This is a genomic window from Haloferax sp. Atlit-109R (assembly GCF_003665865.1).
GTDB classification, from domain to species: Archaea; Halobacteriota; Halobacteria; order Halobacteriales; family Haloferacaceae; genus Haloferax; species Haloferax volcanii.
On record NZ_QPLO01000002.1, the window covers coordinates 711779 to 738527 of the forward strand.

General features: G+C 65.7%; 26 protein-coding genes. 15 read left to right on the top strand and 11 right to left on the bottom strand.

The annotated features are described in order from the left end of the window. Positions 1-15: 15 nt before the first annotated feature. Positions 16-336 carry a CGCGG family rSAM-modified RiPP protein gene (locus DVK03_RS12265; RefSeq protein ID WP_115803064.1) on the bottom strand — a complete coding sequence of 107 codons (321 nt, stop codon included), beginning with the start codon at positions 334-336 and terminating at the stop codon, positions 16-18. 119 nt (positions 337-455) lie between these two features. On the opposite strand from DVK03_RS12265, the gene DVK03_RS12270 reads away from it, so the two are divergent. After that, the gene (locus DVK03_RS12270) at positions 456-2738 is read left to right on the top strand and encodes a nitric-oxide reductase large subunit (protein ID WP_115803065.1); all 2283 of its coding nucleotides are present in this window, start codon (positions 456-458) and stop codon (positions 2736-2738) included. A gap of 1007 nt (positions 2739-3745) precedes the next feature. On the opposite strand, the gene DVK03_RS12275 is transcribed toward DVK03_RS12270, so the two are convergent. From DVK03_RS12275 to DVK03_RS12285, 3 genes are all read right to left on the bottom strand, one after another. Then, entirely contained in the window at positions 3746-4243 is a 498-nt protein-coding gene (locus DVK03_RS12275) for a hypothetical protein (protein WP_115803066.1), read from the bottom strand. A 95-nt stretch (positions 4244-4338) separates the two neighbouring features. Next, positions 4339-4905, bottom strand: a complete 567-nt coding sequence (locus DVK03_RS12280; RefSeq protein ID WP_115803067.1) for a halocyanin domain-containing protein — start codon at positions 4903-4905, stop codon at positions 4339-4341. A gap of 83 nt (positions 4906-4988) precedes the next feature. Then, positions 4989-6179, bottom strand: coding sequence for a TIGR04053 family radical SAM/SPASM domain-containing protein (locus DVK03_RS12285; RefSeq protein ID WP_115803068.1), 1191 nt, complete (start codon positions 6177-6179; stop codon positions 4989-4991). Between the two features lie 32 nt (positions 6180-6211). Between DVK03_RS12285 and DVK03_RS12290 the strand changes: the two genes are divergently transcribed. The 3 genes from DVK03_RS12290 (at position 6212) to nirK (ending at position 8113) form a co-directional block, all read left to right on the top strand. Next, on the top strand, positions 6212-6571 hold the full coding sequence (locus DVK03_RS12290) for a DUF2249 domain-containing protein (protein WP_004042025.1): 360 nt from the start codon (positions 6212-6214) through the stop codon (positions 6569-6571). Between the two features lie 140 nt (positions 6572-6711). Further along, positions 6712-6864: an HVO_2142 family zinc finger protein gene (locus DVK03_RS19825; protein ID WP_155821732.1), complete on the top strand. Its 153-nt coding sequence runs from the start codon at positions 6712-6714 to the stop codon at positions 6862-6864. Positions 6865-7033: 169 nt separating this feature from the next. Then, positions 7034-8113 (top strand): copper-containing nitrite reductase, encoded by a 1080-nt coding sequence (gene nirK, locus DVK03_RS12295; protein ID WP_008605605.1) that lies wholly within the window; start codon positions 7034-7036, stop codon positions 8111-8113. A gap of 167 nt (positions 8114-8280) precedes the next feature. Here nirK and DVK03_RS12300 read toward each other — a convergent pair whose 3' ends face one another. Next, positions 8281-8547: a hypothetical protein gene (locus DVK03_RS12300; protein ID WP_115803069.1), complete on the bottom strand. Its 267-nt coding sequence runs from the start codon at positions 8545-8547 to the stop codon at positions 8281-8283. A 242-nt stretch (positions 8548-8789) separates the two neighbouring features. On the opposite strand from DVK03_RS12300, the gene DVK03_RS12305 reads away from it, so the two are divergent. Together DVK03_RS12305 and DVK03_RS12310 are read left to right on the top strand one after the other, a co-directional pair. After that, positions 8790-9110, top strand: coding sequence for a hypothetical protein (locus tag DVK03_RS12305; protein WP_115803070.1), 321 nt, complete (start codon positions 8790-8792; stop codon positions 9108-9110). A 241-nt stretch (positions 9111-9351) separates the two neighbouring features. Continuing rightward, complete coding sequence (locus DVK03_RS12310) at positions 9352-9966, top strand: hypothetical protein (protein WP_115803071.1); 615 nt, start codon at positions 9352-9354, stop codon at positions 9964-9966. A 35-nt stretch (positions 9967-10001) separates the two neighbouring features. On the opposite strand, the gene DVK03_RS12315 is transcribed toward DVK03_RS12310, so the two are convergent. After that, a complete protein-coding gene (locus DVK03_RS12315) occupies positions 10002-10307 on the bottom strand; it encodes a cupin domain-containing protein (RefSeq protein ID WP_115803072.1) in 306 nt (101 codons plus the stop codon). A gap of 161 nt (positions 10308-10468) precedes the next feature. Between DVK03_RS12315 and DVK03_RS12320 the strand changes: the two genes are divergently transcribed. Then, positions 10469-10768: a hypothetical protein gene (locus DVK03_RS12320; RefSeq protein WP_115803073.1), complete on the top strand. Its 300-nt coding sequence runs from the start codon at positions 10469-10471 to the stop codon at positions 10766-10768. A 31-nt stretch (positions 10769-10799) separates the two neighbouring features. Here DVK03_RS12320 and DVK03_RS12325 read toward each other — a convergent pair whose 3' ends face one another. Both DVK03_RS12325 and DVK03_RS12330 read right to left on the bottom strand, forming a co-directional pair. Beyond that, complete coding sequence (locus DVK03_RS12325) at positions 10800-12140, bottom strand: hypothetical protein (RefSeq protein WP_115803074.1); 1341 nt, start codon at positions 12138-12140, stop codon at positions 10800-10802. A gap of 131 nt (positions 12141-12271) precedes the next feature. Beyond that, positions 12272-12505 (bottom strand): DUF2249 domain-containing protein, encoded by a 234-nt coding sequence (locus DVK03_RS12330; protein WP_004062753.1) that lies wholly within the window; start codon positions 12503-12505, stop codon positions 12272-12274. A 133-nt stretch (positions 12506-12638) separates the two neighbouring features. On the opposite strand from DVK03_RS12330, the gene DVK03_RS12335 reads away from it, so the two are divergent. Together DVK03_RS12335 and DVK03_RS12345 are read left to right on the top strand one after the other, a co-directional pair. Next, on the top strand, positions 12639-13805 hold the full coding sequence (locus tag DVK03_RS12335; protein ID WP_115803075.1) for a Cdc6/Cdc18 family protein: 1167 nt from the start codon (positions 12639-12641) through the stop codon (positions 13803-13805). Positions 13806-14449: 644 nt separating this feature from the next. Further along, positions 14450-15319 carry a class 1 fructose-bisphosphatase gene (locus DVK03_RS12345; RefSeq protein WP_115803077.1) on the top strand — a complete coding sequence of 290 codons (870 nt, stop codon included), beginning with the start codon at positions 14450-14452 and terminating at the stop codon, positions 15317-15319. 624 nt (positions 15320-15943) lie between these two features. Here DVK03_RS12345 and DVK03_RS12350 read toward each other — a convergent pair. From DVK03_RS12350 to DVK03_RS12360, 3 genes are all read right to left on the bottom strand, one after another. Beyond that, entirely contained in the window at positions 15944-16762 is an 819-nt protein-coding gene (locus DVK03_RS12350; protein WP_006601246.1) for an IclR family transcriptional regulator, read from the bottom strand. 625 nt (positions 16763-17387) lie between these two features. After that, positions 17388-18644, bottom strand: coding sequence for a M20 family metallo-hydrolase (locus DVK03_RS12355; protein WP_115803078.1), 1257 nt, complete (start codon positions 18642-18644; stop codon positions 17388-17390). Positions 18645-18773: 129 nt separating this feature from the next. Beyond that, positions 18774-20036 (bottom strand): amidohydrolase, encoded by a 1263-nt coding sequence (locus DVK03_RS12360; RefSeq protein WP_004062759.1) that lies wholly within the window; start codon positions 20034-20036, stop codon positions 18774-18776. Positions 20037-20220: 184 nt separating this feature from the next. Here DVK03_RS12360 and DVK03_RS12365 point away from each other — a divergent pair, with 184 nt between their 5' ends. From DVK03_RS12365 to DVK03_RS12390, 6 genes are all read left to right on the top strand, one after another. Beyond that, a complete protein-coding gene (locus tag DVK03_RS12365) occupies positions 20221-21972 on the top strand; it encodes an ABC transporter substrate-binding protein (protein WP_115803079.1) in 1752 nt (583 codons plus the stop codon). A 75-nt stretch (positions 21973-22047) separates the two neighbouring features. Beyond that, a complete protein-coding gene (locus DVK03_RS12370; protein ID WP_004062761.1) occupies positions 22048-23007 on the top strand; it encodes an ABC transporter permease in 960 nt (319 codons plus the stop codon). 1 nt (position 23008) lies between these two features. After that, complete coding sequence (locus DVK03_RS12375; protein WP_004062762.1) at positions 23009-24013, top strand: ABC transporter permease; 1005 nt, start codon at positions 23009-23011, stop codon at positions 24011-24013. Further along, positions 24010-25092, top strand: coding sequence for an ABC transporter ATP-binding protein (locus DVK03_RS12380; protein WP_004062763.1), 1083 nt, complete (start codon positions 24010-24012; stop codon positions 25090-25092). The genes DVK03_RS12375 and DVK03_RS12380 overlap by 4 nt, the downstream gene beginning before the upstream one ends. Next, the gene (locus DVK03_RS12385; protein WP_004042006.1) at positions 25089-26195 is read left to right on the top strand and encodes an ABC transporter ATP-binding protein; all 1107 of its coding nucleotides are present in this window, start codon (positions 25089-25091) and stop codon (positions 26193-26195) included. Before DVK03_RS12380 ends, DVK03_RS12385 begins: the two co-directional genes overlap by 4 nt. Beyond that, entirely contained in the window at positions 26192-26401 is a 210-nt protein-coding gene (locus tag DVK03_RS12390) for a hypothetical protein (protein ID WP_004062765.1), read from the top strand. Before DVK03_RS12385 ends, DVK03_RS12390 begins: the two co-directional genes overlap by 4 nt. The last annotated feature ends 348 nt before the right edge of the window (positions 26402-26749 follow it).

The following is a 26749-nucleotide window of genomic DNA, read 5'->3' on the forward strand; positions in this document are numbered from 1 at the left end:
AGCACGAGACCGAGACTACTCCACGTACACCCGCGTCACGTGCCCGCCGCAGCCGCACTGTTCGACGTACTCGTACGCCACGCCCTCGAACCGTTCCGCGAGCGCGTCGTACAGGTACGTCTCCGGGTGGCCGTGGTCGCCGTGGGTGACGAGGTTGACGTGGTGGCCGGCGGTCGTGTGTTCGACCGCGGCGACCGCCTCCGCAACGACGAGGTCGCGGTCGGCGGCGTGTCGCGGGAGTTCGAGGTTCGCGGACCACGAGGTGTCGTGGACGCGGTCGGTCGCCGTGTCGGGCGTGTCGTGGTCGTGGGCCGCGGGTCGCGAATCGGTCGTCATTACGCTTCGAGGAACGGCGTCCGGCTCAAAGAGCGACCATCCGAACATGTTCGTCCGAGCTGTGCGAGGCCGGGAAGCGGCGTGTAGAGCCTATTGCAGGCGTGTGAACCACGACGTGTATGGAGATACAACGCAAGACCATCGCGAAGGCAATCGTCGTCGTGTTCGTCTTCAACCTCGTCGTGATGGGTGCGGGCGCGTGGTTCGCCTATCAGGAGGCCCCACCCATCCCCGACGAGGTGGTCGGACCCGACGGTGACGTCGTCGCCAACGGCGACGTGATTCGAGAGGGCAAGACGGTGTTCCAGAAAGACGGCCTGATGAACCACGGGTCGATACTGGGCAACGGCGCGTACTACGGCGCGGACTACACCGCCGACGCGCTGGATTTGAAAGTCGGGTTCATGCGGAACTACTACGCCCAAGAGCGCTACGGTGAACCCTACGACGAACTCGACTCCGCAGACCAAGCGGCCGTCGCCGACGTGGTGAAATCCGACCTCGACGACAGCTACGAGGGCGGCGCGATTCGGTACACCGCGGCCGAGGTCTACGCCCACGAGCAGGTTCGACAGGAGTACGTCGAGCGCTACCACGAGGGCGACCACGAGCGCGGCGTGCCCGTGAACATGATCGACTCCGAGGAGGAGGCGCGGGCGTTCGCGGACTTCGCCATGTGGACGGCGTGGTTCTCGCACACCGACCGCCCCGACGGCACCCACTCGTACACGAACGACTGGCCGTACCAGCCCGGCGCGGGGAACGACGCCACCGCCGCCTCGATGACGTGGAGCGTCGTCGCCATGGTGCTTCTCGTCGCGGGGGCGGGCCTCGGCATCTGGCTGTACAAGTCGGTCGAACTCCCCGAGCCGTCGGCCGAGAACATCACGGTGCCCGAACCGGGCGACGTGAGCGTCTTCCCGAGCCAGCGGGCGGCGCTCCGGTTCGTCCCGGTCGCCGCCGGGTTGTTCTTGGCGCAGGTGCTGTTGGGCGGTCTGCTCGCGCACTTCTACATCGAGCGCGCCGGCTTCTTCGGCATCGAGTCGCTATTCGGCGTGCCCATCCTGCAACTGCTCCCGTTCGCCATCGCCAAGACGTGGCACATCGACCTCGGTATCCTCTGGATAGCCGCGACGTGGCTCGGCGCGGGGCTGTTCCTCCCGCCGCTTCTGACCGGCTACGAACCGCCGAAGCAGTCGAGGTACATCAACGTCCTCCTCGGCGCTATCGTCGTCGTCGTGGTCGGCGGCCTGTCGGGCATCTGGCTGGGCGCGAACGGCTACATCGACGGCTCGCTGTGGTGGATTCTCGGCAACGAGGGGCTCGAATACCTCGAAGTCGGGAAGCTCTGGCAGTTCGGTATCCTCGCCGGCTTCCTCATCTGGGCGGGACTGGCCGTCCGCGGCCTGAAACCGCTTCTCGACAAGGAACCGCCGTACGGACTGGCGCACATGATTCTGTACGCCGGCGGCTCCATCGCCCTCCTGTTCACCGCGGGCTTCCTCTTTACCCCCGAGACGAACATCGCCGTCACGGAGTTCTGGCGCTGGTGGGTCGTCCACATGTGGGTCGAGGGGGCGTTCGAGTTCTTCATCGTCGCCATCGTCGGCCTGACGCTGGTGTCGATGAACCTGCTGTCCCGCCGGAGCGCAGAGAAGGCCGTCATGCTCCAGGCGCTGCTCGTCATGGGGACGGGCATCATCGGCGTCTCGCACCACTACTGGTGGGTCGGCATGCCCGACATGTGGGTGCCCATCGGGAGCGTCTTCTCGACGCTCGAACTCATCCCGCTGGTGTTCATCCTCTACGAGGCGCTCGGGCAGTACCGCGCGATGTCGGGCGAGTCGTTCCCGTACCGCCTGCCGTTCATGTTCATCGTCGCCAGCGGCGTCTGGAACTTCGTCGGCGCGGGCGTGCTCGGCTTCTTCATCAACCTCCCGCTCATCAACTACTACGAACACGGGACGTACCTGACGGTCGGCCACGCCCACGCCGCGATGTTCGGCGCGTTCGGCTTCCTCGCGCTCGGCATGGTCACCTACATGCTCCAGCTCTCCATCGACCCCGAGCGCTGGGACGGCTCGTGGCTGCGCGCCGCCTTCTGGTGTTGGAACGTCGGCCTCGTGTTGATGGTGTTCGTCTCCGTCCTCCCGGTCGGCTTCCTCCAGCTGGAGACGGCGTTCACCGGGAGCTACGCCGCCGCCCGGAGCGTCGCCTTCTACGACCAGCCGCTGATTCAGACGCTGTTCTGGGCGCGGCTCCCCGGCGACACCCTCATCATCCTCGGGACGGTCATCTACGCGGCCGACCTCGTCAGAAAGCGGTTCGTCCTCCGGCAGTCCGCCGACGACCCGAGCGTCGACGATATGGCGGTCGCTGAGGGTATCTTGGGCGACGACTAACGGGCGAGGCTCTGTCGAACCTCGTATTTTCTGATATTTGTCGGAGTCGTGCTGCATAGAGCGCGCGAGTCGGGCACTGGCCAGCTCTCATCTGACGAGATACGAAGCGATAGACATCCCCACAAAACTTATCAAATATTTGTTAGTAATCCAATTCATGGATGTGGTTCTTACTAATCTAATCTGGCTCGTCGTATTTCCGGCTGCTATCGTTACTGGGTCTTTCTATACAATACAGCGTTTGCTGAGGAGGTTGCTACAAAACCGAAATATCGACAGTAATCGAATTGGTGTCGCTGTGTTTGTGATTGGTGCCTACTTCCTCGGACACCCACTGTATCCTTCTTTGGTCCCTCTCATTAGAGATTCAACCCCGTGGCTGTTCTCAGTTGGAGGTGTCTACTTTACGCTTGGATTATTTTCGTTTGTACATCAGCGATACCCATACTGCTCTGCCATCGGATGTTGGCTTGCATCGCTGGCGGGAGTTGTGGTCGCTCTCCTTGCTGCGAATGGACTTCAATTCTCTGCAGTTCTTCGTCTCCTCGGTTCCAATAGTATCGAGATTTCGCTATACTTGTCCCTTCCACTCGCAGCAATGTTCCCTGTGGGTTATGTTTCTCGGCAGAGTAGTCGTAAGCCGATTATTCTCTCTCATCTACTCGTGTTCTCGGTATATGTGCTTGCGTTAGTCAACTCAATTCCAATGACAGAGCGAGTGCGAGGACCAGCAGCACTCGTATTCATTGCATTTGGCGTTATCGGGGTTCTGCTTGGAATACCACTATACGTTCTCGGTAACACGCTGACCCCCAGTTCGCTCGGATGACCAACTCGCACGTGATTTCCTCGGTCTATTCACTCACTTCGGTGCGAAACAAAGGATAGCGAATTACTGCATACAGCCTCTGTCCGTGTCACACCACCTCATCAGATAACGGATGCACAACAGCGCAACCGACGACTGATTCACCGTCTCTGTTTTTCGCCGACATCGGACTGCCGACTCACTCCCACGCGAGCACCAGCCCCGTCGCGGCCCCGACGACGACCGTCCCGCCGAGCGTCGCAATCACGCCCAGCGCCCCGAGGAACAGCGGGACGACGAGAAACAGGGCAACGCTCCTCGCGAGCGCCGCAACCGGCCCCATCCCGACCGGCGCTTCGAACGGGCTCCCCTCCATCACGACCACCGCGAGTTCGAGCAGGTACATCGGGACCGGGAGCGCGAGCAACCCGACGAGGCCGCCGACGAGCGCGCCGCGGGGTCGGGAGGTCGGCCCGCCGAGTCGCCGCCAGAGCAGGCTGGCGAGCAGGCCGCCGCCGAGAAACCCCCCGGCGACGAGCACCGCCATCGGTCCGGAGGGGACGGCCCGGTCGCCGCCGGTCAGCAACGCGACCACCGGCTCAGCGAGCACGTACCAGAGCGCGAACGCGCCGGCCGCGAGGGCGAACGTGAGCGACGGGCGACGACGCGCGGCGGCGAGGACCGAGGACCGAGGCATACGAGAGATTCGGCGCACTGGGAGAAGAAGTTCGCGGGAGGTGCGAACCGACCGACAACGGGCGAAAACAGTCCGAAAAACGGCGCGGGCGGACGCTACTCGACGACGATTGCGCCCTTCATCCCGACCGTCTCGTGGGGCGTACAGGCGTAAGTGTACGTCCCGGCCGCCTCGAACGTGTGTTCGAACGTGTGGCCGCTACTGCCCGCCAACTCCGATTCGAAGGAGCCGTCGGCGGCGGCGACGTTGTGGGAGCCGCCCTTGCCGTTCCACTCCCAGACGACCGTGGTGCCCGGAGAGACGCGCACGGCGGCCGGGCCAAAGCCGAACCCCCCGCCGTTGGCCTGCGCACCCACTGTCACCGTCACCGTCGAACTTCCCGTCTCGTCGACGACGCCGTCGTAGTTGCCGACGTTGTCGAACCAGCCGTCGAACTGCGGGGCGCTCCCGCCGCCGGACCCGCTCTCCGCGCCGGTCGTCTCGCCGGAGTCGGTCGTCGGCTCCGCGGTCGATTCGGCGGTCGTCTCGCCGCCGTCGTCCGCCTCGGCCGCGTTCGCGGCGTCGCCGCCGGAGCCGGAACAGCCGGCGAGCGCCGTCGACAGCGCCGCCGTCGCAGTCAGTGCCGTAAAACGCCGTCTCGTGAGGTTGGTGTCGCGCGTCATCGGCTGTACCTCGGCGGCGACGGATGCAAGCGATTGTCCCGAACGTGTTCGGGTTGACTCCCGCGGACCGCTATTCCGAGGCGTCAGTCGCCCGCCGACCGAGTCGCGGGCATCGGGCCGTCGTAGCCGTCGGGCACGTACGCACAGAGCGGGTCGCTCGCCAGCGGGTCGCCGGTGTGTGCGTAGGCCCGCGAGCGACTGCCGCCGCAGACGTGGCGGAACTCGCACGCGCCGCACTTCCCGCCGAGGGCGTCGCGGTCCCGGAGCGACCGGAAGAGGTCGCTCTCGCGGTATCGTTCGACGAGTCCGCCGTCGCGGACGTTGCCGGCGGTCGCCGGGAGGAACCCCGACGGGAACAGGTCGCCGGTGTGGCTGACGAAGGCGAAGCCGTCGCCCGCGGTGATGCCGAGCCGGCGGCCGATGCCGTCGGTCGGGGGCGCGTCGCTCGCGTCCCGCCGGCGCTGGATAGCGACCCGCCGGTAATGGGGCGCTTCGGTCGTCTTGACGCCGAAGGGGGCGTCCTCGCTCACCTCGGTCAGCCACTCCATGACGCGCTCGGCGCGCTCGGGGGAAATCGGGTCGAGGACGCGCCCGCGCCCGACGGGGACGAGGAAGAACACGGACCAGAGGACCGCGCCGAGGTCGGCCACGAGGTCGCAGAGCACGGGGAGTTCGTCGACCGTCTGGGCGCAGACGGTCGTGTTTATCTGGAGCGGGAGACCGGCCTCGCGGGCGGCGCGGGCGGCCGCGACGGTCTGGTCGAAGCTCCCGTCTTCTCCTCGGAAGGCGTCGTGTGACGCCGCGGTCGCGCCGTCGAGGCTGAGCGCCATGCGCCTGACGCCCGCGTCGACGAGGTCTGCGACCGTCTCGGGCGTCAGCGACGACGTTCCGCTCGGGGTGAGCGTCATCCGGAGGCCGAGGTCGGTTCCGTACTCGACGAGCTCCGCGAGGTCCGAGCGCGCCAGCGGGTCGCCGCCGGAGAGGACGACGAGTTGGCCCGGGCCGAACTCGCGGGCCTGGTCGAGCAGGCGTTTTCCTTCGGCGGTGGTCAGTTCGTCGGGGTGTCGCGCGGGCGTCGCGTCCGCCCGGCAGTGGTCGCACGCGAGGTCGCACGCCTGCGTGACCTCCCAGATGAGGACGAACGGCCGCCGCGAGGTGTCGATGCTCGACGGGTCCGGCGGGGCGGTCGCAGTCGGCGGCGCGCCGGCGTCACTTCCCGCGTCGGCGTTGGCTTCGGCGTCGGCGTCGGTGTCGACGTGTGGCGGTCGAGACATGGCTCTCGTCGTGCGGTTCGGCGTCGCGGAAGGTGAGCCACGCCCCGAACGTGTTCGGCCGACTGGCCGGGGAAACCGAATCGAACACGTTCGGGGTGAGCTTCCTGCGCTGTCGCCCCCACGACACGCATATGGACCGCGAGGCGTACCTCGACGGACTCGACGCACCGACCGAGCGAGCGGTGGATTTCCTCGACGTGCGGGAGCTGCCGCCGCCGGAACCGCTCACGGAGACGATGAACCGCCTCACCGACCTCGACGGCGAAACCGTATTCGTCCAGCTTAACGACCGCGAGCCGAAGTTCCTCTACCCGAAGCTCGACGACCGGGGATTCGCCTACTGTTCCGCCGAGCGCGACGAGGGCGTCGTCACCGCGATTTGGGAGCCCTGAGTCGGCGCGGTCTCCGACACCCCTCCTGCGTGCCCCTCGTCAGCACCGGGAGCGGCACCGTTTTCGACCCGAAACGTATCGGTCGCGCCTAATTTGGCATAATCGTTAATGTAATAATACCCCATGCGTTTGTACGTGGTATGAGTTCAGACCACACGAATACCACCCACTCCGAATGGTGTCCCGACTGCGGCTCCGAGATGGCCTTCACCGGCACGCAGCCGGCGGGGCTCGCGCAGTTCTTCTGCGAGCAGTGTCGGTACCGCCGCGACCGCTTCGTCGGCGGCGACTGAACCCCCGTTCGTCTGCTCGGGATTCGCGCGCTCGTTAGCGACCGCGCCTCTCCGCGTCTCACGGCGTGGTACGGTTCGCGAAGATGTTCGGAGCGCGTCTCCAACCCGGACAACCAGTGTCCGTTTATACCAGTATCCGGGCACTCGATTCAACCGGAGGGAGACACAGATGCTATCCACGACTCGGCGGCGGACGCTCCAGTGGCTCGGACTCGGCGGCGTCGCATCGCTCGCCGGCTGTGCGACGAAATCGCCGACCGCCGCGCAGTCGCTCGACGAGACGGAGGAACCGACACAACAGGGTTCGACGAACCTGGTGGACCAAGTCGCGGCCGACCCGACGGACATCCCCGGTCCCATCGACCGGAGCGAGCCCGCCGAGGTCGACGTGACGCTCCGGCCGGAGGAAGTGACCGCCGAGGTAGAAGACGGCGTGACGTTCACCTACACAACGTACAACGGGCAGGTTCCCGGCCCGCTCGTCCGCGTCCGGCAGGGCGACACGGTGAACGTGACGTTCGAGAACCCCGAGGAGAACACCATGCCGCACAACGTCGACTTCCACGCGGTCGCCGGTCCCGGCGGTGGCGCGGAGGCGACGATGACGAACCCCGGCGAGACGGCGCACCTGCGGTTCAAGGCGACCTACCCAGGGGCGTACATCTACCACTGCGCCGTGCCGAACATGGACATGCACATCAGCGCCGGGATGTTCGGGCTCATCCTCGTCGAACCGCCGGAGGGGATGCCCGAGGTCGACCACGAGATATACCTCGGCCAGCACGAACTCTACACCGACAAGGACGCCGGCGAGGAGGGCCAACACGCCTTCGACTACGAGGCCATGCGGAACGAGGAGCCGACGTACGTCCTCATGAACGGCGAGAAGTACGCGTGGACGCCCAACGGCCGGGGGCCGGCCGCGACGGTCGGCCTCGACGAGACGGTCCGGGTGTACTTCGTCGACGGGGGGCCGAACCTCTCCAGTAGCTTCCACCCCATCGGAAGCGTCTGGGAGACGCTCTACCCCGAGGGGTCGCTGACGACCGAGCCGCAGACCCACATCCAGACGCGACAGGTGCCGCCGGGGAGCACGACCATCGCGACGATGAGTTCGCCCGTCCCCGGCGACTTCAAGCTCGTCGACCACTCGCTGTCCCGCGTCGTCCGCAAGGGCTGTATGGCGGTCGTCCGCGCCGAGGGGCCGGAAGACCCCGAGATATTCGACCCCGACCCTGACCCGCAGTAGCGCCGTTGCACCGACTGGCAACCATTGATCGCTGTTTTTCGCCCGTCTCTGTCGAAACCTCTCGGTGTTGAGAACACACGCGTGCAACGCTTAGCGGGTGAGTTCGGCGCGTCAACGTCGCTGCCGTGGGAGTTCACGTCTGTAAATCTCGGAAAGGTATCGGAGCACTACTCCCAGTAGGAATCGACCGATTCACCGGCGAGTCGTGCGCGGACGAACAGGTACGCGAAATGAACTGGAACGTAGCCGAGACAGAGTATCCAGCCCTGTGGCTTCGAGACTAAGTCCCACGTGCGTTCAACGCCTCTCGGAGCATCCATCGAGAGCGTTTCCAAGCCGGCTATCGAATCAAGCGCAGGTCCGACGACTATCACAAACACGCAGATGTAGAGGATAGCCACGACGAGGATTTCGAGCGATTGGTGAGAACGCATCGTTCCGCAAGTGGTGTACCGTATCGGGCCGAAAATAAAGCTACTCTGAGGACGGTTGGCATCCATCGTGTACTCGACCGTTCCGACCGCAACGGAGCGCCGGCACCGACCGGTCGTCCCCGGACTGACCGGGGTTCCCCTGACGCTGTTGACCCCCGCCGGAGCTAACAGAACCCGCGTGTCGGAAGCGACTACCGAGAATCGGCCACAGCATTATCCCGTTCGCTTTCGAAGTGCCAAGGATGCCAGACGACAAACAGGGCCGAAACAAGCAAGCGGCCAACGAAGAACAGCGCCAGCGCGAACGAGCGCTCCAAGAGGCGCGTGACCGCGCCGACGAACCCGCCCCCGGGGAGCAGCTCGGTGACCTCGACGATGCGCTTGAAATTCAGGACTATCCGACCACGACGGAGCAACTCGTCGAGAACTACGGCGACTACGAGGTCGAAACGCAAGGCGGGGCGAAGCCCATCCACGAGGTGCTCGCCTCGGTCGACAACGAGATTTACGACTCCGCGGACGACGTTCGCGACCGGCTTCAGCGATTGATAAATCGGAGATGAGTGCGTCCGGAGCCGTCTCCGTCGTGGCGATATTTCGGTGACCTGCGCTCCGAACCGTGTCCGGGCTGTCTGTGCCACTCGTTGGCCCGTCCACATCAGTAGCCCCCGCCCCGCGACGACGAGCTTTGACAGCACCAAGCACCATCGACTCGTGCCACGACCGCGACGAGCGCCAGCGGCGAACAGTGAATTGAACGTGTTCGGGGGTGGGCCTACGCCCGTGGCGACCCCACTTCGGACTATGCCAGACATTCCGTCCCTGTTCGGCGGCGGGTCGCGGGCCGACCGCTTCGACGATATCGACCAGTTCGTTCCCGAACACCTGCCCGACCCGGACGCCTTCCTCGACGGCCACCGCGTCCTCGACGGCGACGACCACGTCGCCGTCCACCGGGTCGCCCGCGACCTGTTCGAAGCGCGGGGCGTCTACGACGTGACGTTCGGCTACAACCTCGCGCGGCTGAACCTCGACCGCCGCCACCCGGACGCGGGGTTCCGCTACGCGGAGGATCGAGACGACCCGTCGGTGCTTGTCGCGGAGTTCACGCCGACGACGCCGTTTTGCCCGCAGTCGAAGACGCTCACCGTCGGCGCGTTTCGGGCGTGGAACGGCCTCGACGACCGTCACGACTACGACCGCGTCCGAGTCCGCGTCGCGCCGATGCACCAGCAGGCGGACGCCATCAACGCGGAGCTCGACGCGATAGACCCGGCTGACGCGCAGGCGGAGACGGACGACTCGGTCCCCGATACCGGGTCATCGACGGGTGAGCGCGACAGCGACGAGCCGGATTCGGTTTCGCTGTCCGAGGAGTTCGAAGCGGCACTGAAGCGGCTGTCGGGCGAGCCAGAGTAAATCAGGTGTTCGTCCGCGGGAGTTGGCCCCGCGGTTCAGTCGTCGACAGCCGGGGCGAACACGAGCACTGCGGTGCTGTCGACCGGCGCGCGCGGCGAGATGTCGCGGTCGCCGCCGAACCGCAGCAGCTCTCCCGCGGCAACCTCGTGCGTCTCGCCGTCGAGCGCGAGTTCCATCCGGCCGGTGACGACGTGGAAGACGATGGCGAACCCGGGGTGGGAGTGCGCCGGCACCTCGTCGCCGGCTTCGAGGCGGAGTCTGACGGTTTTCGGACGGTCGGTCTCGAAGACGGGCGCATGCATCTGCGGCGGGAGGTCGTCGAGCGCGGCGTGTTCTGGCATCACGAGTGAGTCGTCGACCGCACGGTCGGTAAGCCTGCGGCCGAACGCGTTCGGGGGACGCGGGACCGGAAGCGACCGGATGTGAACGAGAGCCAGCGCGAGCGCGACCGAGGTGGTGAAGGCAGGTGCTCTTTTCACCTTCGCGGGCGATGACGTGTTCAATGCCCTCCATAGTTGACGAAACCCTGTTCAGCGAACCCACCGGCGGCCTCTTTCCAGTCGTCCAACTCTCTGGCGCGCTCGTCTTCTCGGGTCTGTACTGGCAGTACGCAGTCGTGGAACAGTCCCTATCGGGCGGGTGGCTACTGTTCATGATAGCCGGGACCGCCCTGTCCGGCATCGCGGAGTCGCTCCCGGAGGACCGACGACGAGCGGCCGGCATCCTGCGTGTCGCGGCGGTTCTCGTCCTGACGTGCCTGCTCGCACTCCTCTTTCTTGCACCCGAACTGCTCGGGATGTGAGTTGGTGCGAGACCGTCCCTGACGCGCCGACTCAGTCAGCGCCGTCGTCCGCACCGCCAGCCGACGCGGCCGCGCCGCCGACCAGCGACTGCGGGCTGTGAAGCCAGATAACCCGCAGGAGGTTCGTGGCGAACACCGCGACACCGACGAGCACGAGCGTCCAGCCCGCCGTCTCGAAGACTGACGAGAGTCCGGCGAGGTCGCGTGCGACGACGGCGGCGACGCCCGAGACGACGAGACCGAAATCGAGGCGGGCGAGGCGGGCGTCGTAGAGGTCGTCGAGCATCGGCACGGGTTCGAGGCCGAGGCGGTCGCTGTATCGGTGGACCCAGACGATGAAGGGGACGACGTGGTAGAGCGTCCCGAGCACGACGAAGCCGACGAAGCCGAGCCGGAACAGCGACCCGGTTCCCGGCGCGCCGAACAGTCGGTCCCCCGCCAGCGGGTCCGCGAGCCACGCGGGGAGCGTCAGGGCGGCCCACCCGGCGAGCGCGACGGCCGCGACGGCGTACCGGGTGAGCATGGGCGTCCAATCGACCGCCGACTCGACGAGGCGACGGGCGAGAATCGCGGCGATGCCGAAAAGCGAGAGGGCGACGAGCGCGCCGCCGACCCGCGCGAGCGTCGGGTCGGAGGCGAGTCGGCCACCGGCGAGGGCGACGACACCGACGGGGTAGCCGACCTCCTCGAATCGGCGGAGCCACACGTCGACGCCGCGGAGCTTCGTCTGGGTGAACATCGTCGCGAGTTGGTAGAGCGCGCCGACGACGGTCGTCACGACGACGCCGAAGACGGCGAGCGTGACGTGGGCCGCGCGGACGCTCGCGTGGCTCACGCCGATACCGGCGAAAAGCGGGCGCGTGAAGTCGACCGCGAGCAGGACGCCGAGCGCGGTGACGACCGCGAGAAAGCCGAGTGCGAGGCCGAAGTGGCGCTCGGTCACGTCGAAGTCGTCGAGTCGGGAGAGCGTGCGCGCGACGTTGTAGGCGAACGTCCAGAAGCCGAGGAGCGCGACGGCACCGAAGACGGGAAGCCACGCGAACGCCCCGAGGAGGAAGCATCCCGCGAGGCCGGCGAGACCGACGCTGACGACCCACAACTGCGTGGTCGCGAGTCGTCGGGAGTAGAGTTCGACGCCGGACCAGACCGGGACGAACTGCGTCATCGCGCCCATGATGGTGACGCACACCCACCCCGCGAGCAGGAGGTGGACGTGCGCGAGTCGGGCGGCACCGGGAGCGACGCCGACGGCGAGAGCGACCCGGAGGCCCACCGCGGCCGCGAGGAAGCCGAGCGCGACGACGAAGTGCCGGAGCGGAATCGTCATCGGGGGCTGTCGGGCCGTGTCGACATCGGCGGGAATGACGCTCATACGCGGACTAGCGCGGCGCGAAGCCCTACCGGTGACGCCGAACATATTCGACGAGAGTGGAGAAACGGCGGAGACGGGTCGGAACAGCGAGTACGACTCGCGGCCGCGACCCGCGACCCGCGGCCGCGGCGCTACCGCTTCGGGAACGTCGCCGCGAACTCGTCGGGAGCGCGTTGTTCGACCGTGTAGTTGTCGGCGTCGAACGCGTCGACTTCGGCCTGCATTTCGTAGAACAGCGGCTTCGGGTCGTGGTCGTTGAGAATCGTCAGCGACTCGCCGGCGTCGAGGTCGTCGAACGCGGCGTGAATCTTCGGATGGCGCTCCGCCGGTGGGAGGTCGCGCACGTCGAGGGTGGTGTCTGCCATACGCGTCGAACCTCGTGAGAGACTACCGAGTCGGTTGCCCCGAACACGTTCGACGACCGGGCGACCACAGACGTACCGCAGCCGTAAGCAGTCAGAACTGATATACCTCCCATTTCGGAACTACCACTACGACATGGACATCGAAGCGAGGATCCAACGTCGGCAACGCCGGGACGGTGAGCCTCGCCTCCTCGTCGATTACGACTCGCTCTCGCCGGTCGCGCACACCGACGACCCGGTGAACTGTGGACCGGTGTTAGAGCGACTGCTCGACTACCTCGACCCGGTGTTCGACGGTCACCTCCCGCCGAACGCCTACGTTTACGGCCCCAAAGGGTCGGGGAAGTCGGCGGTCGTGACGGCGCTGTTCGACCACCTCGTCCGCGTGTCGAGCGTCAACAACGCCGCCATCCACACGACGACCCGCGTGCAGGCGACGTTCGCGCCGCGGTTCGTCTACGTCGACGCGCGCGAGACGACGAGCGCGTTCGCGTTCTACCACGCCGTGCTCGACGCGCTCGTCGATGAGTCCGTGCCCAAGCAGGGTATCAAGACCGAGGCGCTCCAGTCGCGGCTCAAGGACGCGCTCGACGGGCCGAAGACGGGTGCCGTCGTCGCCGTCGACCACCTCGAAGAGCCGGGGACGCTCGACGGCGAGGCGTTCGTCGACCTCTGTGCCGGGCTTCCGAGCAAAGTCAGTTGGCTGGCTATCGGGCGCGCGCCGCCCGACGAGACGGTGCTGACCGACTACACGGCCGGCGCGATTCAGTTCGAACCGTACCAGAGTCAGGTGCTCGTCGACGTGCTGATGACGCGAGTGTCGGCGGCCGGGTCGCGGCGGACGCTCGACCACCGACTCGCTCGCGACATCGCGGAGTGGGCCGACGGCGACGCTCACGACGCGCTCGCGGCGCTGTTCGGCGCGGCCGACGAAGCGGTCCGCAACCAACACCGGAGCATCACGGCCGCCGACGTCGCCGCCGGAATCGCCGCGGTCCCCCAACCCTGCGTCTCGCTCGGCCGCGTGTTCTCGCTCCCGGAGAACCGCCGGCAGGTGCTCCACGAACTCCTCGCGTTGCGCCCCGACCAACAGCAGTCGGTGCAGGCGACAAGCCAGCACATCGCCAAATCGGTCGACCTCTCACCGACCACGGTCAAGCGCATCCTCTACGAACTCGCAGAAGACGGCATCACCCGCCGGGTCACGGCGGAGCGCGTCGAACGGAAAGGCCGGCCGCCGAGCCGGCTCGAACCGCAGTTCCCGACGGTCGTGTTCGAACGCCTGTTCGACGCTCGGTAATCTGCTTCCACTGAGCGACAACGAATTTATTATAGCAGATTGTCATAACATCGTATGGGATTGACGATTAAGCGACGGTCCAGCGCTGCCCTCCTCGCTGTCTGTTGTGGATTCCTTTCTACAATGATTGCTGTGGAGGTTATCGGTGGCTATCTCTCGATGGAAGGAATGCCAATCGTGTACGGCCTTCTGGGACTGTCAGCAGTCGGAACTCTCGTGTCGAACCGGTGCAGCCGAATCTCGTCGTGGAAGTCTGTGCCGCTGTACGGAGCATTGACGTTTGGCAGTTCGATTCTACTGTTTCTCTACCTGTTCTCTCTCACAGCTGCATGATGGTCCGTGACTCGACGCTGGTGCATCACGAGACGCCGTCGGTTTCGAACCGATACCCGACTCGCGCCTGTATTCAGCACGGCCCCGACAGCCGCTCTGCGACTGAGGATTCGACCAGCGCCCGAGTCGAAAACCCGCCACCAACGCCGTCGTCGGCGCGGTGCAACGCTTACGCACGGGGACAGAACTATACTTCGCCCACGGGACCAGTAGGTAATGACGACCACCTCGACGCTCGTCCGCGCGCCGCCCGGCGGCGCTCCGTCGAACCGCTTCGGTGCAGCCGCGGCTCCGAAGGGCGTGTCGAACGCATGACAGACGTATCGAGTCGGGAGGACGACGTGGTCGACGCCGTCGTCGAGACGCTCTGTGCGGCCGCGCCGTCGATTCGGGCGGGACTCCCCGGCCGTCGCGTCTACGAAGAGGGCACGAACCCCAGCGGCGAGCGCCAACTGGAAGCCGACACCTACGCCGACGAACTGCTGTTGAAGCGCCTCCGCCCCCTCGACGGCGTCGGCGAGTACGCCAGCGAGGAGCGCCCCGACGTCATCGACATCGGCGAGGGAGTTTCGGTCGCGCTCGACCCGCTCGACGGGTCGACGAACCTGAAGCCGAACAACGTGATGGGAACGCTGTACAGCATCTACGACGAACCGCTCCCCACGGGCGGCGAGAACCTGCTCGCCGCGGGCTACATCCTCTACGGCCCGGTGACGACGCTCGTGGCCGCCCGCGACGGCGTCGTCAGCGAGTACATCCTCGAATCGGGTATCAAGCGCCCGCTCCGCGAGGAACTAACGCTGCCCGGCGACCCCGCCATCTTCAGCTTCGGCGGCCGGGTCAACCGCTGGTTCGACGACTTCGAGGCGTTCGCCCGCGAGACCGAACGCACCGAGGGGATGAAGCTCCGCTACGGCGGGTCGATGATCGGCGACGTGAACCAGATTCTCCACTACGGCGGCGTCTTCGCGTACCCCGCACAGACCGACGCGCCGGGCGGCAAACTCCGCCAGCAGTTCGAGGGCTTCCCCATCGGCTACATCATCGAGTGCGCCGGCGGGCGGTCGTCCGACGGCGAACAGTCGCTCCTCTCGGGAACGCCCGAGGACATCCACGACCGCGTGCCGGTCTACATCGGCAACGACTCGCTCGTCGAGTCGTTGGAAGCGCGGCTGGACTGACGGTCCCGATTTATCGGCGTCGCGGCGAGTCGCGGGTGCTGACGTGACCTGTTTCTGCGCCTGACACGACGCAGTTCCGAAAACCAGTCGTCGAGCCGGCGGTCCGTCACTCACTGGAGACGCGGAAGAATGAACTCGGGAGGAGCCAAGCTAACAAATATAAGATATGTATTTTTTCTAGATATATTAGGGTGACAGATGTTGATCCTATATTAGCCATATGTCGATATATTCGGAATAGTATGCTTGATTTTTAGGATAAATCAGAGTTAATTCGATAGTTATCCTTAATTTTGAGATTACATGGACAATAGCCAGTCTCTGTTCATTCGCGGCGCTTGCGATTGAAACACCCAATAGTCGCGCTTTAGGCGCAGAAATACGATACTACGGATTTCGAGTTCGGCATCGGAGACCCGACCGAAAACACAGTATTTTGATACTACTTTCTAAATATACTATTTCAGGTATTTTTGCTGGCGAAGCGGGCAACTGCCTGCGGTCTGCGACGGAGTGCCGGTTCCAACAAACCGAGCTGGTCGAGTGACCGTCGGACGACAGAGCGCGCGAGAACCCGTTCAGAATTACACGCTTATCGATGTCATGGAAGTCGGCCGGTGCGGCTCAGTCGAAGCGCCCGTTGTTCGAACTCCGCGCGGCCATGTTCATGTTCACCTCGATGATGTTGGCCGTGCTCGTGACCATCTCGGGGATGGTGTCGCGGAACTGCTCGCCCTTGATGCGACTCGTCGGCCCGGAGACGCTCAGCGCGCCGAGGACGGTGCCGTTGCGGTCGCGAATCGGCGCGCCGACCGCGCGGAGTCCCTCGATTTCCTCCTCGTCGTTGCAGGCGTACCCTCGCTCGCGGATGGCGTCGAGTTCGTCGAACAGCTCGTCGCGGTCGGTGATGGTCGCGTCGGTCTTCGCCGGGAGGCCGTGTTGGTCGACGATTTCCTCGACGCGACTGCGCGGGAGGAACGCGAGGATGGCCTTCCCGGTCGACGACGCGTGGAGGTTGTCAGGGCGCTGAATCTTCGAGCGCTGGTACTGACTCCCGACGGCGCGCTCGCCGCGCACCTTGAGCAGACTGATACGCAGGCCGTGCTGTTCGGTCGAGAGGTGAGCGTACTCGCCGGTCTTCTCCGCGAGCGCCTCGACCTCCTCCTTGCCGACCTGGTAGAGTATCTGCTGGTTGCGCACGTACTCGCCCAGAAGCAGGAACTGGAGGCTGAGGTGGTAGCTGTCGCCCTCCTTGGCGACGAGGTTGTTCTTCCGCAGGGTCGCAAGGTGGTTGTACACCGTGGACTTCGAGAGGTCCAAGTAGTCGACTAACTCCGCGACGCGCGCCCCGTTCAACTCCTCGAGCGCCCGGACGACGCTGACCGCCGTGTCCACCGTGCTCAGCGTGCGGGACGGCGCATCGGTGTTGGGGTTCTCGGGCATGCTACCAGAACGTCCATCTGGTGTGATAGCTGTTCCGAATATCTTGCAATCGAACTCGGACGAGGGAAAACGGTGTTGGGACCGGCTATCAGAGCTGCTATCGCTCGATGATTGTCCAGCAAGCGACCCCCCGTGGGACGGCCGGGACCCGACTGGCGTGTGAACGAGCGCGCGACCCGAGACAGGACCGAGACACACCCGAAGCGACGCCCGTCGCCGGACTCCCATCAATTGTCGGATACGTGGAATCGGCTTCGCACTCGATATCCGACCGTTCGGCGTCGCTGTGTGCGGTCGCGCCGCATACGGCTTAGAGAGTGGTTGCATATAGTGACAACACCCGGAGTAAAGCGCGTATCCGCATGATTCTCGGGGGTAATCCGATAACTCACGGGACGGGGATTCGACCGACGCGGCGTAGAAAACTACGGTTCGAGTTCGAGCGCCCACGCACTGCCGGGATACGGGGTTCCACGCGGAACACGGGGTGATTCGGAGCCGCGTGTCACATATCGAGACAGGCGACGCGGCCGCGACGAAATCGCGACAGAGGCGCGAATCTGGCCACGAACTGTCTGAAAACAAAGGATTAGTCCACAAGCGGGAGCAGGCCGTCGGCCGCGACTCACGCGCCGGCGAGGCGTGCGAGCGTTCCAGCGAGAACCGACGCCGCGGTCGCGCAGTCCGCCCAGTCGGTCCATTCGCGCGGGTTGTGCGAGAGGCCGTCCGCCGACGGCGCGAACAGGAGCACGGCATCGGTGACGCCGGCAACATTTGCAGTATCGTGCATCGCCGCGGAGTGCATCCGTTTCGCGTCGATATCCTCGGTCGCGGCGGCGTCGAGGGCGGCGGCGACGCAGTCGTCGGCCATCCGACTCGGGCGCTGGTCGCGGTAGCGGTCGAAGTTCGTCTCGACCGGGTGGGCGGCTTCGAGTTCGTCGAGCGCGGCCTCGGCCCGCTCGGCGATGGCGTCCATCGCGCGGTAGTCCACGTCGCGGATGTCCATCTGGAGCGTGACCTCGCCGGGGACGATGTTGCGCGCGTTCGGGGCCACGTCGAACTGGCCGACGGTCCCCACGGCGGTCGAACTCTGGTTCTGCGCCACGTCGTCGGCCGCGGCCCGGAAGTCGACGACGAACTCGCTGGCGGCGACGAGCGCGTCGCGGCGCTCGTCCATCGGCGTCGCGCCCGCGTGGTCGGCCTCGCCGACGATGTCGGCCGCACAGGTCGTGATGCCGGTGATGGCGTCGACGACGCCGACCCCCGCGCCCGCGGACTCCAGCACCGTCCCCTGTTCGATGTGGAGTTCGGCCCACGCGTCCCACGCCGCGGCGTCGATGGTGTCGGTCCCGCGGAAGCCGATGGCGTCGAGGTGGGCGTCGAGCGTCGTGCCGTCGGCGTCGCGGAGCGCGAGCGCGTCGTCGGCGTCGCGCGCACCGGTCGCCACCGACGACCCGAGCAGGCCGTGCGAGAAGCGCGCGCCCTCCTCTTCGGTGAACGAGACGACGTCGATTGGGCGGTCGAGGCTCGCGCCGGCGTCTCGTTCTTGGAGCGTCCGCACCGCTTCGAGCGCCGCGTAGACGCCGAGCGGGCCGTCGAAGATGCCGCCCTCGGGGACCGAATCGAGGTGACTGCCGGCGGCGACGGGGGGCGCGTCGGGGTCGGCCCCGTCGGGAACCCACCGCCCGGCGATGGTTCCCACGGCGTCGATGCGGACCGAGAGGCCGGCGTCGCGCAGTCGCTCGACGAGGAACTCGCGGGCGCGGCGGTCTGCGTCGCTCCCGGTCAGGACGGTGCGGCCGCGCCCCGCCGGCGCGTCGATGTCGCCGAAACGGGCGTTCGCTTCGATATCCTCGCGGAGTCGTTGCTGGGAGGCCTGCATGTGCGGCTCAACTCGCGAACAGCGGATAATAGTTGTGCGTGTTCGTGGCAGATTCTACGGGTCGAGGGGGACGACGGCCGGCGAGACGCGCGGCTGGTCGGGGTCGAACAGCCGGGTCGGACCGCCGCGTTAGAGTGCGCGAATCGTCTGACACACCACGTCGACACCGATGTCGAGGGCGTCTTCGTCGATGTCGAACCGCGAGGTGTGGTGGCCGAACTCGTTGCTCGCGCCGATGCCGACGTAGGTCGCCTTCCCGCCGTGTTCCTGCACGCGCCGGATGAGGTAGGAGGCGTCCTCGCTGCCGCCGATGTCGAGTCGCGGGACCGTCTCGGTCACGTCGTCGAGGTCGGCCGCCGACGCGAGGACGGCCTCTATCATCTCGTCGTCGGCCGTGAACGTCGCCGTCTTCCCGTACAGCCCCGTCTCGACCGATACGTCGTGCATGCCCGCGGCGTGGTCGAGGACGCGCCGGGCCTTGTCGAGCATGTACTCGTTCAGGTCGGCGGTCCCGCCGCGGACCTCGACGCGGAGGCGAGCCTCCTCGGCGATGATGTTCTGCGGGTTGGGCGATTCGAACTTCCCGACGTTGATGCGGGTCGTCCCGTCGGCGTGGCGCGGAATCCCGTAGAGGTTCTGGACCGCGGCCGTCGCCGCGTGGAGCGCGTTGCGCCCCTCGTTGGGCGCGTTGCCCGCGTGGCTCGGCGCGCCCTCGAATGTCACGTCGAGTTTCGCGTTCGAAAGCGGGTTCTCGTAGGCGGCGATGACGGTTCCCGTGGGGTTGCCGAGGCCGAGGTGGAGCGCGAGGAAGTAGTCGATATCCGCGAGCAGGTCGGTCTCGCTCATCGGTTTGCCGCCGCGGCCGCCCTCCTCCGCCGGCTGGAAGAACAGTCGGAGCGTGCCGTCGAACCCGCCGTCGTCGTCGAGGGCGCGGGCGATACCGAGGCCGATAGCGGTGTGGCCGTCGTGGCCGCACGCGTGCATCTCGTTGGGATGCGTGCTCGCGAAGCCCAACTTCGCGGGGCGGTGTTCCTCGTCGCTCGACTCGGTGCGTTCGAGGGCGTCCATGTCGACGCGGACGCCGACGGTCGGCCCGTTTCCGAAGCGCTTCTCGGCGACGAGACCCGTAACACCGCCCATCTGGTCGAGATAGGCTTCGGGTGCGCCTTCCTCGCGTGCGCGTTCGACTGCGGCCGCGACCGCGTCGTCGTCGGGGACGCCCAGTCGCTCGTCTTCAGCGACGGCGTCCGAGCCGAGGTGAAGCGTGAACTCGCGGTCGTCGAGCGCGGCGGCGATGAGGGCGGTCGTGCGGAACTCCTTCCACCCGGACTCGGGGTGAGCGTGAAGGTCCTGTCGTAACTCTCGCAGGGAGAGCGTGCTGGCGTACGCCATGAAGCCGACATTGCAACCACCCCGTTAAACTGTTTGGGAAGCGGTAGCACAACGAACGCGCACGGCTCCATTGCGATATAGTACCAAGATTGTGAGAGGTTGCCAAAGCTATAAATAACGGTGTTTCATGAGCTAAGGTATCACGCGTACCGCTACAAGGGTGTGTACGTAGCTCCAGAAAACAATGTCAGACGACAACATTACCGAGATAAACATGGACAGACGGCAATTTATTGCGGCCGCGAGCGCGGTCGGCGCGACCGCGTTTGCGGGCTGTACCGGCGGTGACGCCGGTGGTTCCGGCGGTTCCGACGGAACCGAGACGAGCGGCGGGAGCACCGACAGCAGTTCGTCGGGCAACTCGGGAGAGACCGTCCGCGTCAACGTCGCGCTCGCCGCGGAGCCGTGGAACTTCGACCCCGCGCTCTGGACGGACACCGCGACCAGCACCATCGGCGGCCTCATCTACGACGAGGTCATCGAACTGACGCCCGACTCCGAACTCCAGCCCGGCCTCGTGACCGAGGTGCCCGACCCCGTCGACGGCGGGACCGCCTTCGAATACACGCTCCGCGAGGGCATCACGTTCCACAACGGCGACGAAGTGACCGTCGAGGACTTCAAGTACTCCGTCGACTGGATTCTCAACCCCGACAACAAGTCGCCGGTCAAGAGCCGCCTCCCGTTCGTCGAGGGCACCGAAATCGTCGGTGACCGGACGCTCCGGCTCAACCTCTCTCAGCCGTTCGGGACGCTCAACTGGTGGCTCACGCGCGGCCTGGAGGGTATCGTTCCCGAGGGCTCCCGCGGCGACACCGCAGACGGGAAGGGACCCAGCGGCCTCGCGACCGACCTCACGCAGGACCCCTCCGGCGCGGGCACCGGCGCGTTCAAATTCGTCGAGTGGAAAAGCGGGAGTCACGTCCTCCTCGAAAAGAACGAGGACTACTGGAAGGAGGGTGCGCCCGCCGTCGACGAGTTCAAGTTCGACTTCATCGGCGAGGACTCCACGCGCCTCGCGAACCTCCGCTCGGGCCAGCTCGACCTGACGGACAAGGTCCCCCCGAAGGACTTCGAGAGCCTCAGCGGCCAGCCCGACATCACGACCGAGTCCGTCCCCGGCAACTTCACGCAGGTGCTGTACGTGAATCTGATGGAGTCGGAGGGCAACCCGATGAGCAACCGGCACAACCGCCGCGCGGTGCTGTTCGGCATCGACCGCGAGGAGATTCTCGACGAGGTGTTCTACGGGCAGGGCGCGGTCCAGAAGGGACCGTGGTACCCCGACAGCGACTGGACCTCGCCGAAGCTCAAGGAGATGCAGATGTACGACCCCGAGAAGGCCAAGAAAGAACTCGAACTCGCGGGCAACCCCGACGGCTTCGAGATGGACATCATCGCCACCAAGGGCTCGTGGTTCAAAGACGAGGCCGTCGTCATCCAGAACCAGCTGTCTGAAATCGGCATCGAAGCCAGCGTCACCGCCGTCGACAAGTCCACGCTCCTCAACCAAGTGTACAGCACGGACACGTGGCACGCCGCGATGGAAGACTGGGCGCAGTCGATTCCGGTCGCCACGTCGTGGCTCGACGCCGGCTACGCCGACAACAACCACAACCACAACAACTGGCACCACCCGTCGGACGACCTCGAAGACATCTACGCGCCGAGCGGCCCCGCCGCGCCCGAAGACGCCGACGGCGACTTCTCGAACGGCCACGAGTGGTACGTCTCGAAGCTCCGCGAGGCGCAGGCCTCGACGGACGAACAGGAACAGAAGGAAATCGTCTGGGAACTGGAGGAGTACCTCGTCGAACACGGCATCCAGATCGACATCGCCTACGTGAACAAGCTCGAAGCGTGGCGCAACGCCGTCAACGACTACGACGTGGGCACGTTCCAGGACAACTACCGCTTCGTCTCGAAGGGTGAGTGACGAACAGATGCACACGCGTTCGCGCCAGCCCCGTCGATTTCCAGCGGCGACCCGGGAGGTGACTCAGCCGTGAGCATGTTCCGGTTCGTCCTCAAGCGCCTGCTGTTGAGCCTGCCCGTCCTCCTCGGGGTGAGCGTCGTCGTCTTCGCGCTCGTCCACCTCGCGCCGGGCGGTCCGGTGCGGGTGATGCTCGGCCCGCTCAGCAGCGAGGAGCTCGTCAGGCAGATTCGACTGGAGATGGGGCTCAACCGCCCGCTGTACGTCCAGTACGGCCTGTGGATGCTCGACGCCCTCCAAGGCGACTTCGGCGTGTCGTGGACGGTCCAGCAGGGAACGCCCGTGACCGACATCATCGTCGAGCGCATCCCGCTGACGGTCGAGCTGTCGATTCTCAGCATGATTACGGCGATTCTCATCGCCATCCCGGCGGGCATCATCAGCGCCGTCCGCAAGGACAAGCCCGCGGATCACGCCGCGCGTATCGCCGCGCTGTCGGGCATCTCGATTCCCGACTTCTGGCTGGGTATCATCCTCATCATGATATTCGCGGTGCAGTTTTCGTTCCCGTGGGCGACCGGCGGCTGGACGCCGCCGTGGGTCGACCCGGTGGCGAACCTCCAGCAGTTGTTCCTCCCGGTCATCACGCTCGGGACGGCCTACTCCGCGCTCATCGCCCGGATGATGCGCTCGGAGATGCTGGACACGCTCAGTCAGGATTACGTCAAGACCGCCCGCGCGATGGGCATCGGCGCGCGCGAAATCGTCCTCAAGGACGCCTCGAAGAACGCGCTCATCCCCGTCGTGACCGTTATCGGCGTCGGACTCGGCCAACTGATGAACGGCGCGATTCTGACCGAGACGGTGTTCAACCTCCCCGGTATCGGGAAGCTCCTGATACTGGCCATCGACCGCCGCGACTACCGCATCATCCAGGCGCTCATCCTGTTCATCGCGAGCGTGTTCGTCTTCGCGAACCTCGCGGTGGACGTGCTGTACGCCTACCTCGACCCCCGCATCAGACACGATGGAAACTAACATGGCAACGACAGACCAGACGGACGAGGCGGTGCCCGCCGCGCAAGCCCCCGGCACGCACCACAGTCAGTTCGAGATGTTCTGGAAGGAGTTCCGCCAGAACACCCTCTCGCTCGTGGGGAGCGCGATCATCCTCACGATGCTCCTGACCGCGCTGTTCGCGCCGTTTCTCGCCCCCCACGACCCGACGACGCAGTTCGAGGCACCGGACGGCGAACACAACCCGATGCCGATGGGCACCGAGATGCTCATCGAGAACAGCGCCGGCGAGGTCGTCGGCACGACGACGGCCTACCTCGGCACCGACCACCACGGTCGGGACATCCTCTCGCGCATCATCTACGGGTTGCGGACGCTGATGACCGTCTCGCTCGGCGTCGTCGGCTTCGCGATGGCGCTCGGCGTGACCGCCGGCGCAATCGCCGGCTACTACCGCAACACCTGGGTCGACGAGGTCGTCATGCGCTTCATGGACATCCTGTTTTCCTTCCCGAGTCTCATCCTCGCAATCGCGGTGCTCGGCGTGCTCGGGGTGGGAAGCACGGAGTACGGCTCCTTTACGCTCCCGAACATCGTGAAGGTCATCGCCGTCATCGGCGTCGTCTACATCCCGAGTTTCGCGCGCGTCATGCGCGGGTCGGTCCTCAAGGAGATGGAAGAAGACTACATCGACGCCGCGAAATCCCTCGGCGCGAGCGACCGACACATCCTCGTGAAGGACATCGCCGTCAACACCCTGCCGACCGTCGTGGTCCAAGGGACGCTCTACATGGGGACGGCCGTCCTCGCCAGCGCCGCGCTGTCGTTCCTCGGACTCGGCATCCAGCCACCGAACGCGAGCCTCGGACTGATGCTGTCGAACGCCCGCGGCTACCTTTACAGCGGCGAGTGGTGGTACTCGGTGTTCCCCGGACTCGTCATCGTCGTCACTATCCTCGGGTTCAACCTGCTCGGAGACGGCCTGCGCGACGCGCTCGACCCCCGCAACGACGGAGGCGAGCGATGAGCGCCGACCCGGACGAACAGCCGGTACTCGAAATCCGCGACCTCGTCACGCGGTTCTACACCGACGAGGGGACGGTCAAGGCCGTCGACGGCTCGTCGTTCGACCTCTACGAGGGCGAGACGCTGGGCATCGTCGGCGAGTCGGGCTCCGGCAAGTCCGTGACCGCGCTGTCGATGCTCCAACTCGTGGACAGCCCCGGTCGCATCGAGCGGGGGAGCGTCCGCTACCGCGGCGACGACCTGCTCGAAAAGAGCGAGACGGAGATGCGGTCGATTCGGGGCAACGACATCGCGATGATGTTTCAGGACCCGATGACGAGTCTCAACCCCGTGTTCACCGTCGGCGACCAGATTAGCCGGGTCATCAAGACCCACCAGGACGTGTCGGACGCGGCGGCCCGCGAGCGGACCATCGAACTCATGGCCGACGTGGGCATCCCCGAACCGACCTCGCGCGTGGACAACTACCCCCACCAGTTCTCCGGCGGGATGCGTCAGCGCGCGCTGCTCGCGATGGCAATCTCCTGCGAGCCGGACGTGCTCATCGCCGACGAACCCACGACGGCGCTCGACGTGACCATCGAGACGCAGATATTCAACGTCCTCGACGAACTCCAGGAGAAGTACGGGATGAGCATCATCCTCATCACGCACGACCTCGGCGTCGTCGCCGGGACCTGCGACCGCGTCGCCGTCGCCTACGGCGGCCGCGTCGTCGAGCGCGCCGGCGTGGACGACCTGTTCGAGAACCCGCGGCACCCCTACACCCGCGGCCTCATGCGGTCGATTCCGCGGCTGACCGACGACACCGACCGGCTGACGCCCGTCGAGGGCGACGTGCCGAACCTCACCGACCTGCCGTCGGGCTGTTCGTTCCACCCGCGGTGTCCCCACGCGACCGCCGAGTGCGAGTCGTACGACCCCGAACTGCGGGAGGTCGAACCCGGTCGGGAGGCGGCGTGTCTCCACGCCCGCGGCTACGACCTCTCGCCGTCGGCCATCGAGACGGAGACGGAGCGCGCGGAGGCGGACGGCGGCGGCCCCACGGCCCCCGCGACCGACGGGGGTGCGTCCCAATGAGCGACGACCCGCTGTTGTCCGTCTCGGGACTCCACAAGTATTTCACGCAGAACGACGGCTTCATCGACCGCCTGCTCGGAGCCGACGAGACGGTGAAAGCCGTCAACGGCGTCTCGTTCGACATCGAGCGCGGCGAGACGCTCGGGCTCGTCGGGGAGTCCGGCTCCGGCAAGTCGACGACTGCGCGGTCGGTCCTCCGGCTGGACGAACCGACGAAAGGGACGGTCAGCTACGACGGCACCGACCTGACGGCGCTGTCGGACCGGGAGATGACGGAGATGCGAAAGCGCATCCAAATCGTCTTCCAAGACCCCGCGTCGAGTCTCAACCGCCGGAAGACCGTCGGCCAAATCATCAAACAGCCGATGGAGATTCACGGCCTCTACGAGGGCGAACGCGACGCCCGCGTGGACGAACTCATGGAGACGGTCGGCCTGCCGCCGCAGTACTCGAACCGCTACCCCCACGAGTTCTCCGGCGGCCAGCGCCAGCGCGTCGGCATCGCCCGCGCGCTCGCGGTCGACCCGGACTTCATCGTCGCCGACGAACCCGTCTCCGCGCTCGACGTGTCGATTCAGGCGCAGATTCTCAACCTCCTCGACGATTTGCAGGAGGAGTTCGACCTGACGCTTCTGTTCATCGCCCACGACCTCAGCGTGATTCGCCACGTCTGCGACCGCGTCGCCGTGATGTACCTCGGAGAAATCGTCGAACTCGCGGACGCCGACGAGCTGTTTTCGAACCCGCAGCACCCCTACACGCGGGCGCTGTTGGGCGCGATTCCCCAGCCGGTGCCCGAACTCGCCCGGCAACGACAGGTGCTCGAAGGCGAGGTTCCCTCGCCGCTCGACCCGCCGTCGGGCTGTTCGTTCAACCCGCGGTGCCCCGCGGCGACCGAGGAGTGCACGTCGGTCGACCCGACGCTGGACGACGTGGCGGGCGCGACCGGCGGCCACAAGGCCGCCTGCATCCACGTCGACGAGTTCGAGACCGGCGCGGGCGTCCCGAGCGCCGCGCAGGGCGTCGACGAGCGGTTCAGCATCGAGAACTTCGACGCCGAGCCGACGCTCGTCACCGACGGCCGGGGTGACGACGACAGATGAGCGTCGCCGTCAAGCCGATGCTCCGCATCGTCCTGACGTTCGCCATCGTGTGGTTCTACCGCGGGCTGTTGCCGCCGCTGTCGCCCGTGGCGAGCACGGTCGCGTTGGTCGTCCTCGCGGTGCCGACGTGGGTGGTCGTGAGCCGCCTGCTGTTCAACGCCGGCGGGGCGCTGGCGATGATAGACGACGAGTTCGACCGCACGTAGCGGGAGCGCTCGAACCTCGGTAGCTGTTCGGGAGCGTTTCGCGCAACCGGGTGGCGGCGTTCACTTCGCTCTCCCACAAGTAGAGTATAGCGAAGTCAGTCTCACGAGAGCACCGATAAATATAGTATTAACTAAGCAATAATCCACCACGAAGTGACGCATCGAGTCGAATCGCCCAATTAGACAATTCTAGCTACCCACCGCACTTAACATACTATTTAGTAGCGCATATTATTATATCTAGTTAGAAAGTGTAATAAATGCTATTTTAAGTTTGGAATTAATATCTTCCGAATCAGATAGAAATCCAAGCCCCCAAATTATATTGTATGTTTCTCACAATATTTT

Bases quoted from the DNA above. Each gene is read 5' to 3' on its own strand.
- DVK03_RS12265 (WP_115803064.1), bottom strand. From the start codon at position 336: ATGACGACCGATTCGCGACCCGCGGCCCACGACCACGACACGCCCGAC.
- DVK03_RS12270 (WP_115803065.1), top strand. From the start codon at position 456: ATGGAGATACAACGCAAGACCATCGCGAAGGCAATCGTCGTCGTGTTC.
- DVK03_RS12275 (WP_115803066.1), bottom strand. From the start codon at position 4,243: ATGCCTCGGTCCTCGGTCCTCGCCGCCGCGCGTCGTCGCCCGTCGCTC.
- DVK03_RS12280 (WP_115803067.1), bottom strand. From the start codon at position 4,905: ATGACGCGCGACACCAACCTCACGAGACGGCGTTTTACGGCACTGACT.
- DVK03_RS12285 (WP_115803068.1), bottom strand. From the start codon at position 6,179: ATGTCTCGACCGCCACACGTCGACACCGACGCCGACGCCGAAGCCAAC.
- DVK03_RS19825 (WP_155821732.1), top strand. From the start codon at position 6,712: ATGAGTTCAGACCACACGAATACCACCCACTCCGAATGGTGTCCCGAC.
- nirK (WP_008605605.1), top strand. From the start codon at position 7,034: ATGCTATCCACGACTCGGCGGCGGACGCTCCAGTGGCTCGGACTCGGC.
- DVK03_RS12300 (WP_115803069.1), bottom strand. From the start codon at position 8,547: ATGCGTTCTCACCAATCGCTCGAAATCCTCGTCGTGGCTATCCTCTAC.
- DVK03_RS12305 (WP_115803070.1), top strand. From the start codon at position 8,790: ATGCCAGACGACAAACAGGGCCGAAACAAGCAAGCGGCCAACGAAGAA.
- DVK03_RS12310 (WP_115803071.1), top strand. From the start codon at position 9,352: ATGCCAGACATTCCGTCCCTGTTCGGCGGCGGGTCGCGGGCCGACCGC.
- DVK03_RS12315 (WP_115803072.1), bottom strand. From the start codon at position 10,307: ATGCCAGAACACGCCGCGCTCGACGACCTCCCGCCGCAGATGCATGCG.
- DVK03_RS12320 (WP_115803073.1), top strand. From the start codon at position 10,469: ATGCCCTCCATAGTTGACGAAACCCTGTTCAGCGAACCCACCGGCGGC.
- DVK03_RS12325 (WP_115803074.1), bottom strand. From the start codon at position 12,140: ATGAGCGTCATTCCCGCCGATGTCGACACGGCCCGACAGCCCCCGATG.
- DVK03_RS12330 (WP_004062753.1), bottom strand. From the start codon at position 12,505: ATGGCAGACACCACCCTCGACGTGCGCGACCTCCCACCGGCGGAGCGC.
- DVK03_RS12335 (WP_115803075.1), top strand. From the start codon at position 12,639: ATGGACATCGAAGCGAGGATCCAACGTCGGCAACGCCGGGACGGTGAG.
- DVK03_RS12345 (WP_115803077.1), top strand. From the start codon at position 14,450: ATGACAGACGTATCGAGTCGGGAGGACGACGTGGTCGACGCCGTCGTC.
- DVK03_RS12350 (WP_006601246.1), bottom strand. From the start codon at position 16,762: ATGCCCGAGAACCCCAACACCGATGCGCCGTCCCGCACGCTGAGCACG.
- DVK03_RS12355 (WP_115803078.1), bottom strand. From the start codon at position 18,644: ATGCAGGCCTCCCAGCAACGACTCCGCGAGGATATCGAAGCGAACGCC.
- DVK03_RS12360 (WP_004062759.1), bottom strand. From the start codon at position 20,036: ATGGCGTACGCCAGCACGCTCTCCCTGCGAGAGTTACGACAGGACCTT.
- DVK03_RS12365 (WP_115803079.1), top strand. From the start codon at position 20,221: ATGTCAGACGACAACATTACCGAGATAAACATGGACAGACGGCAATTT.
- DVK03_RS12370 (WP_004062761.1), top strand. From the start codon at position 22,048: ATGTTCCGGTTCGTCCTCAAGCGCCTGCTGTTGAGCCTGCCCGTCCTC.
- DVK03_RS12375 (WP_004062762.1), top strand. From the start codon at position 23,009: ATGGCAACGACAGACCAGACGGACGAGGCGGTGCCCGCCGCGCAAGCC.
- DVK03_RS12380 (WP_004062763.1), top strand. From the start codon at position 24,010: ATGAGCGCCGACCCGGACGAACAGCCGGTACTCGAAATCCGCGACCTC.
- DVK03_RS12385 (WP_004042006.1), top strand. From the start codon at position 25,089: ATGAGCGACGACCCGCTGTTGTCCGTCTCGGGACTCCACAAGTATTTC.
- DVK03_RS12390 (WP_004062765.1), top strand. From the start codon at position 26,192: ATGAGCGTCGCCGTCAAGCCGATGCTCCGCATCGTCCTGACGTTCGCC.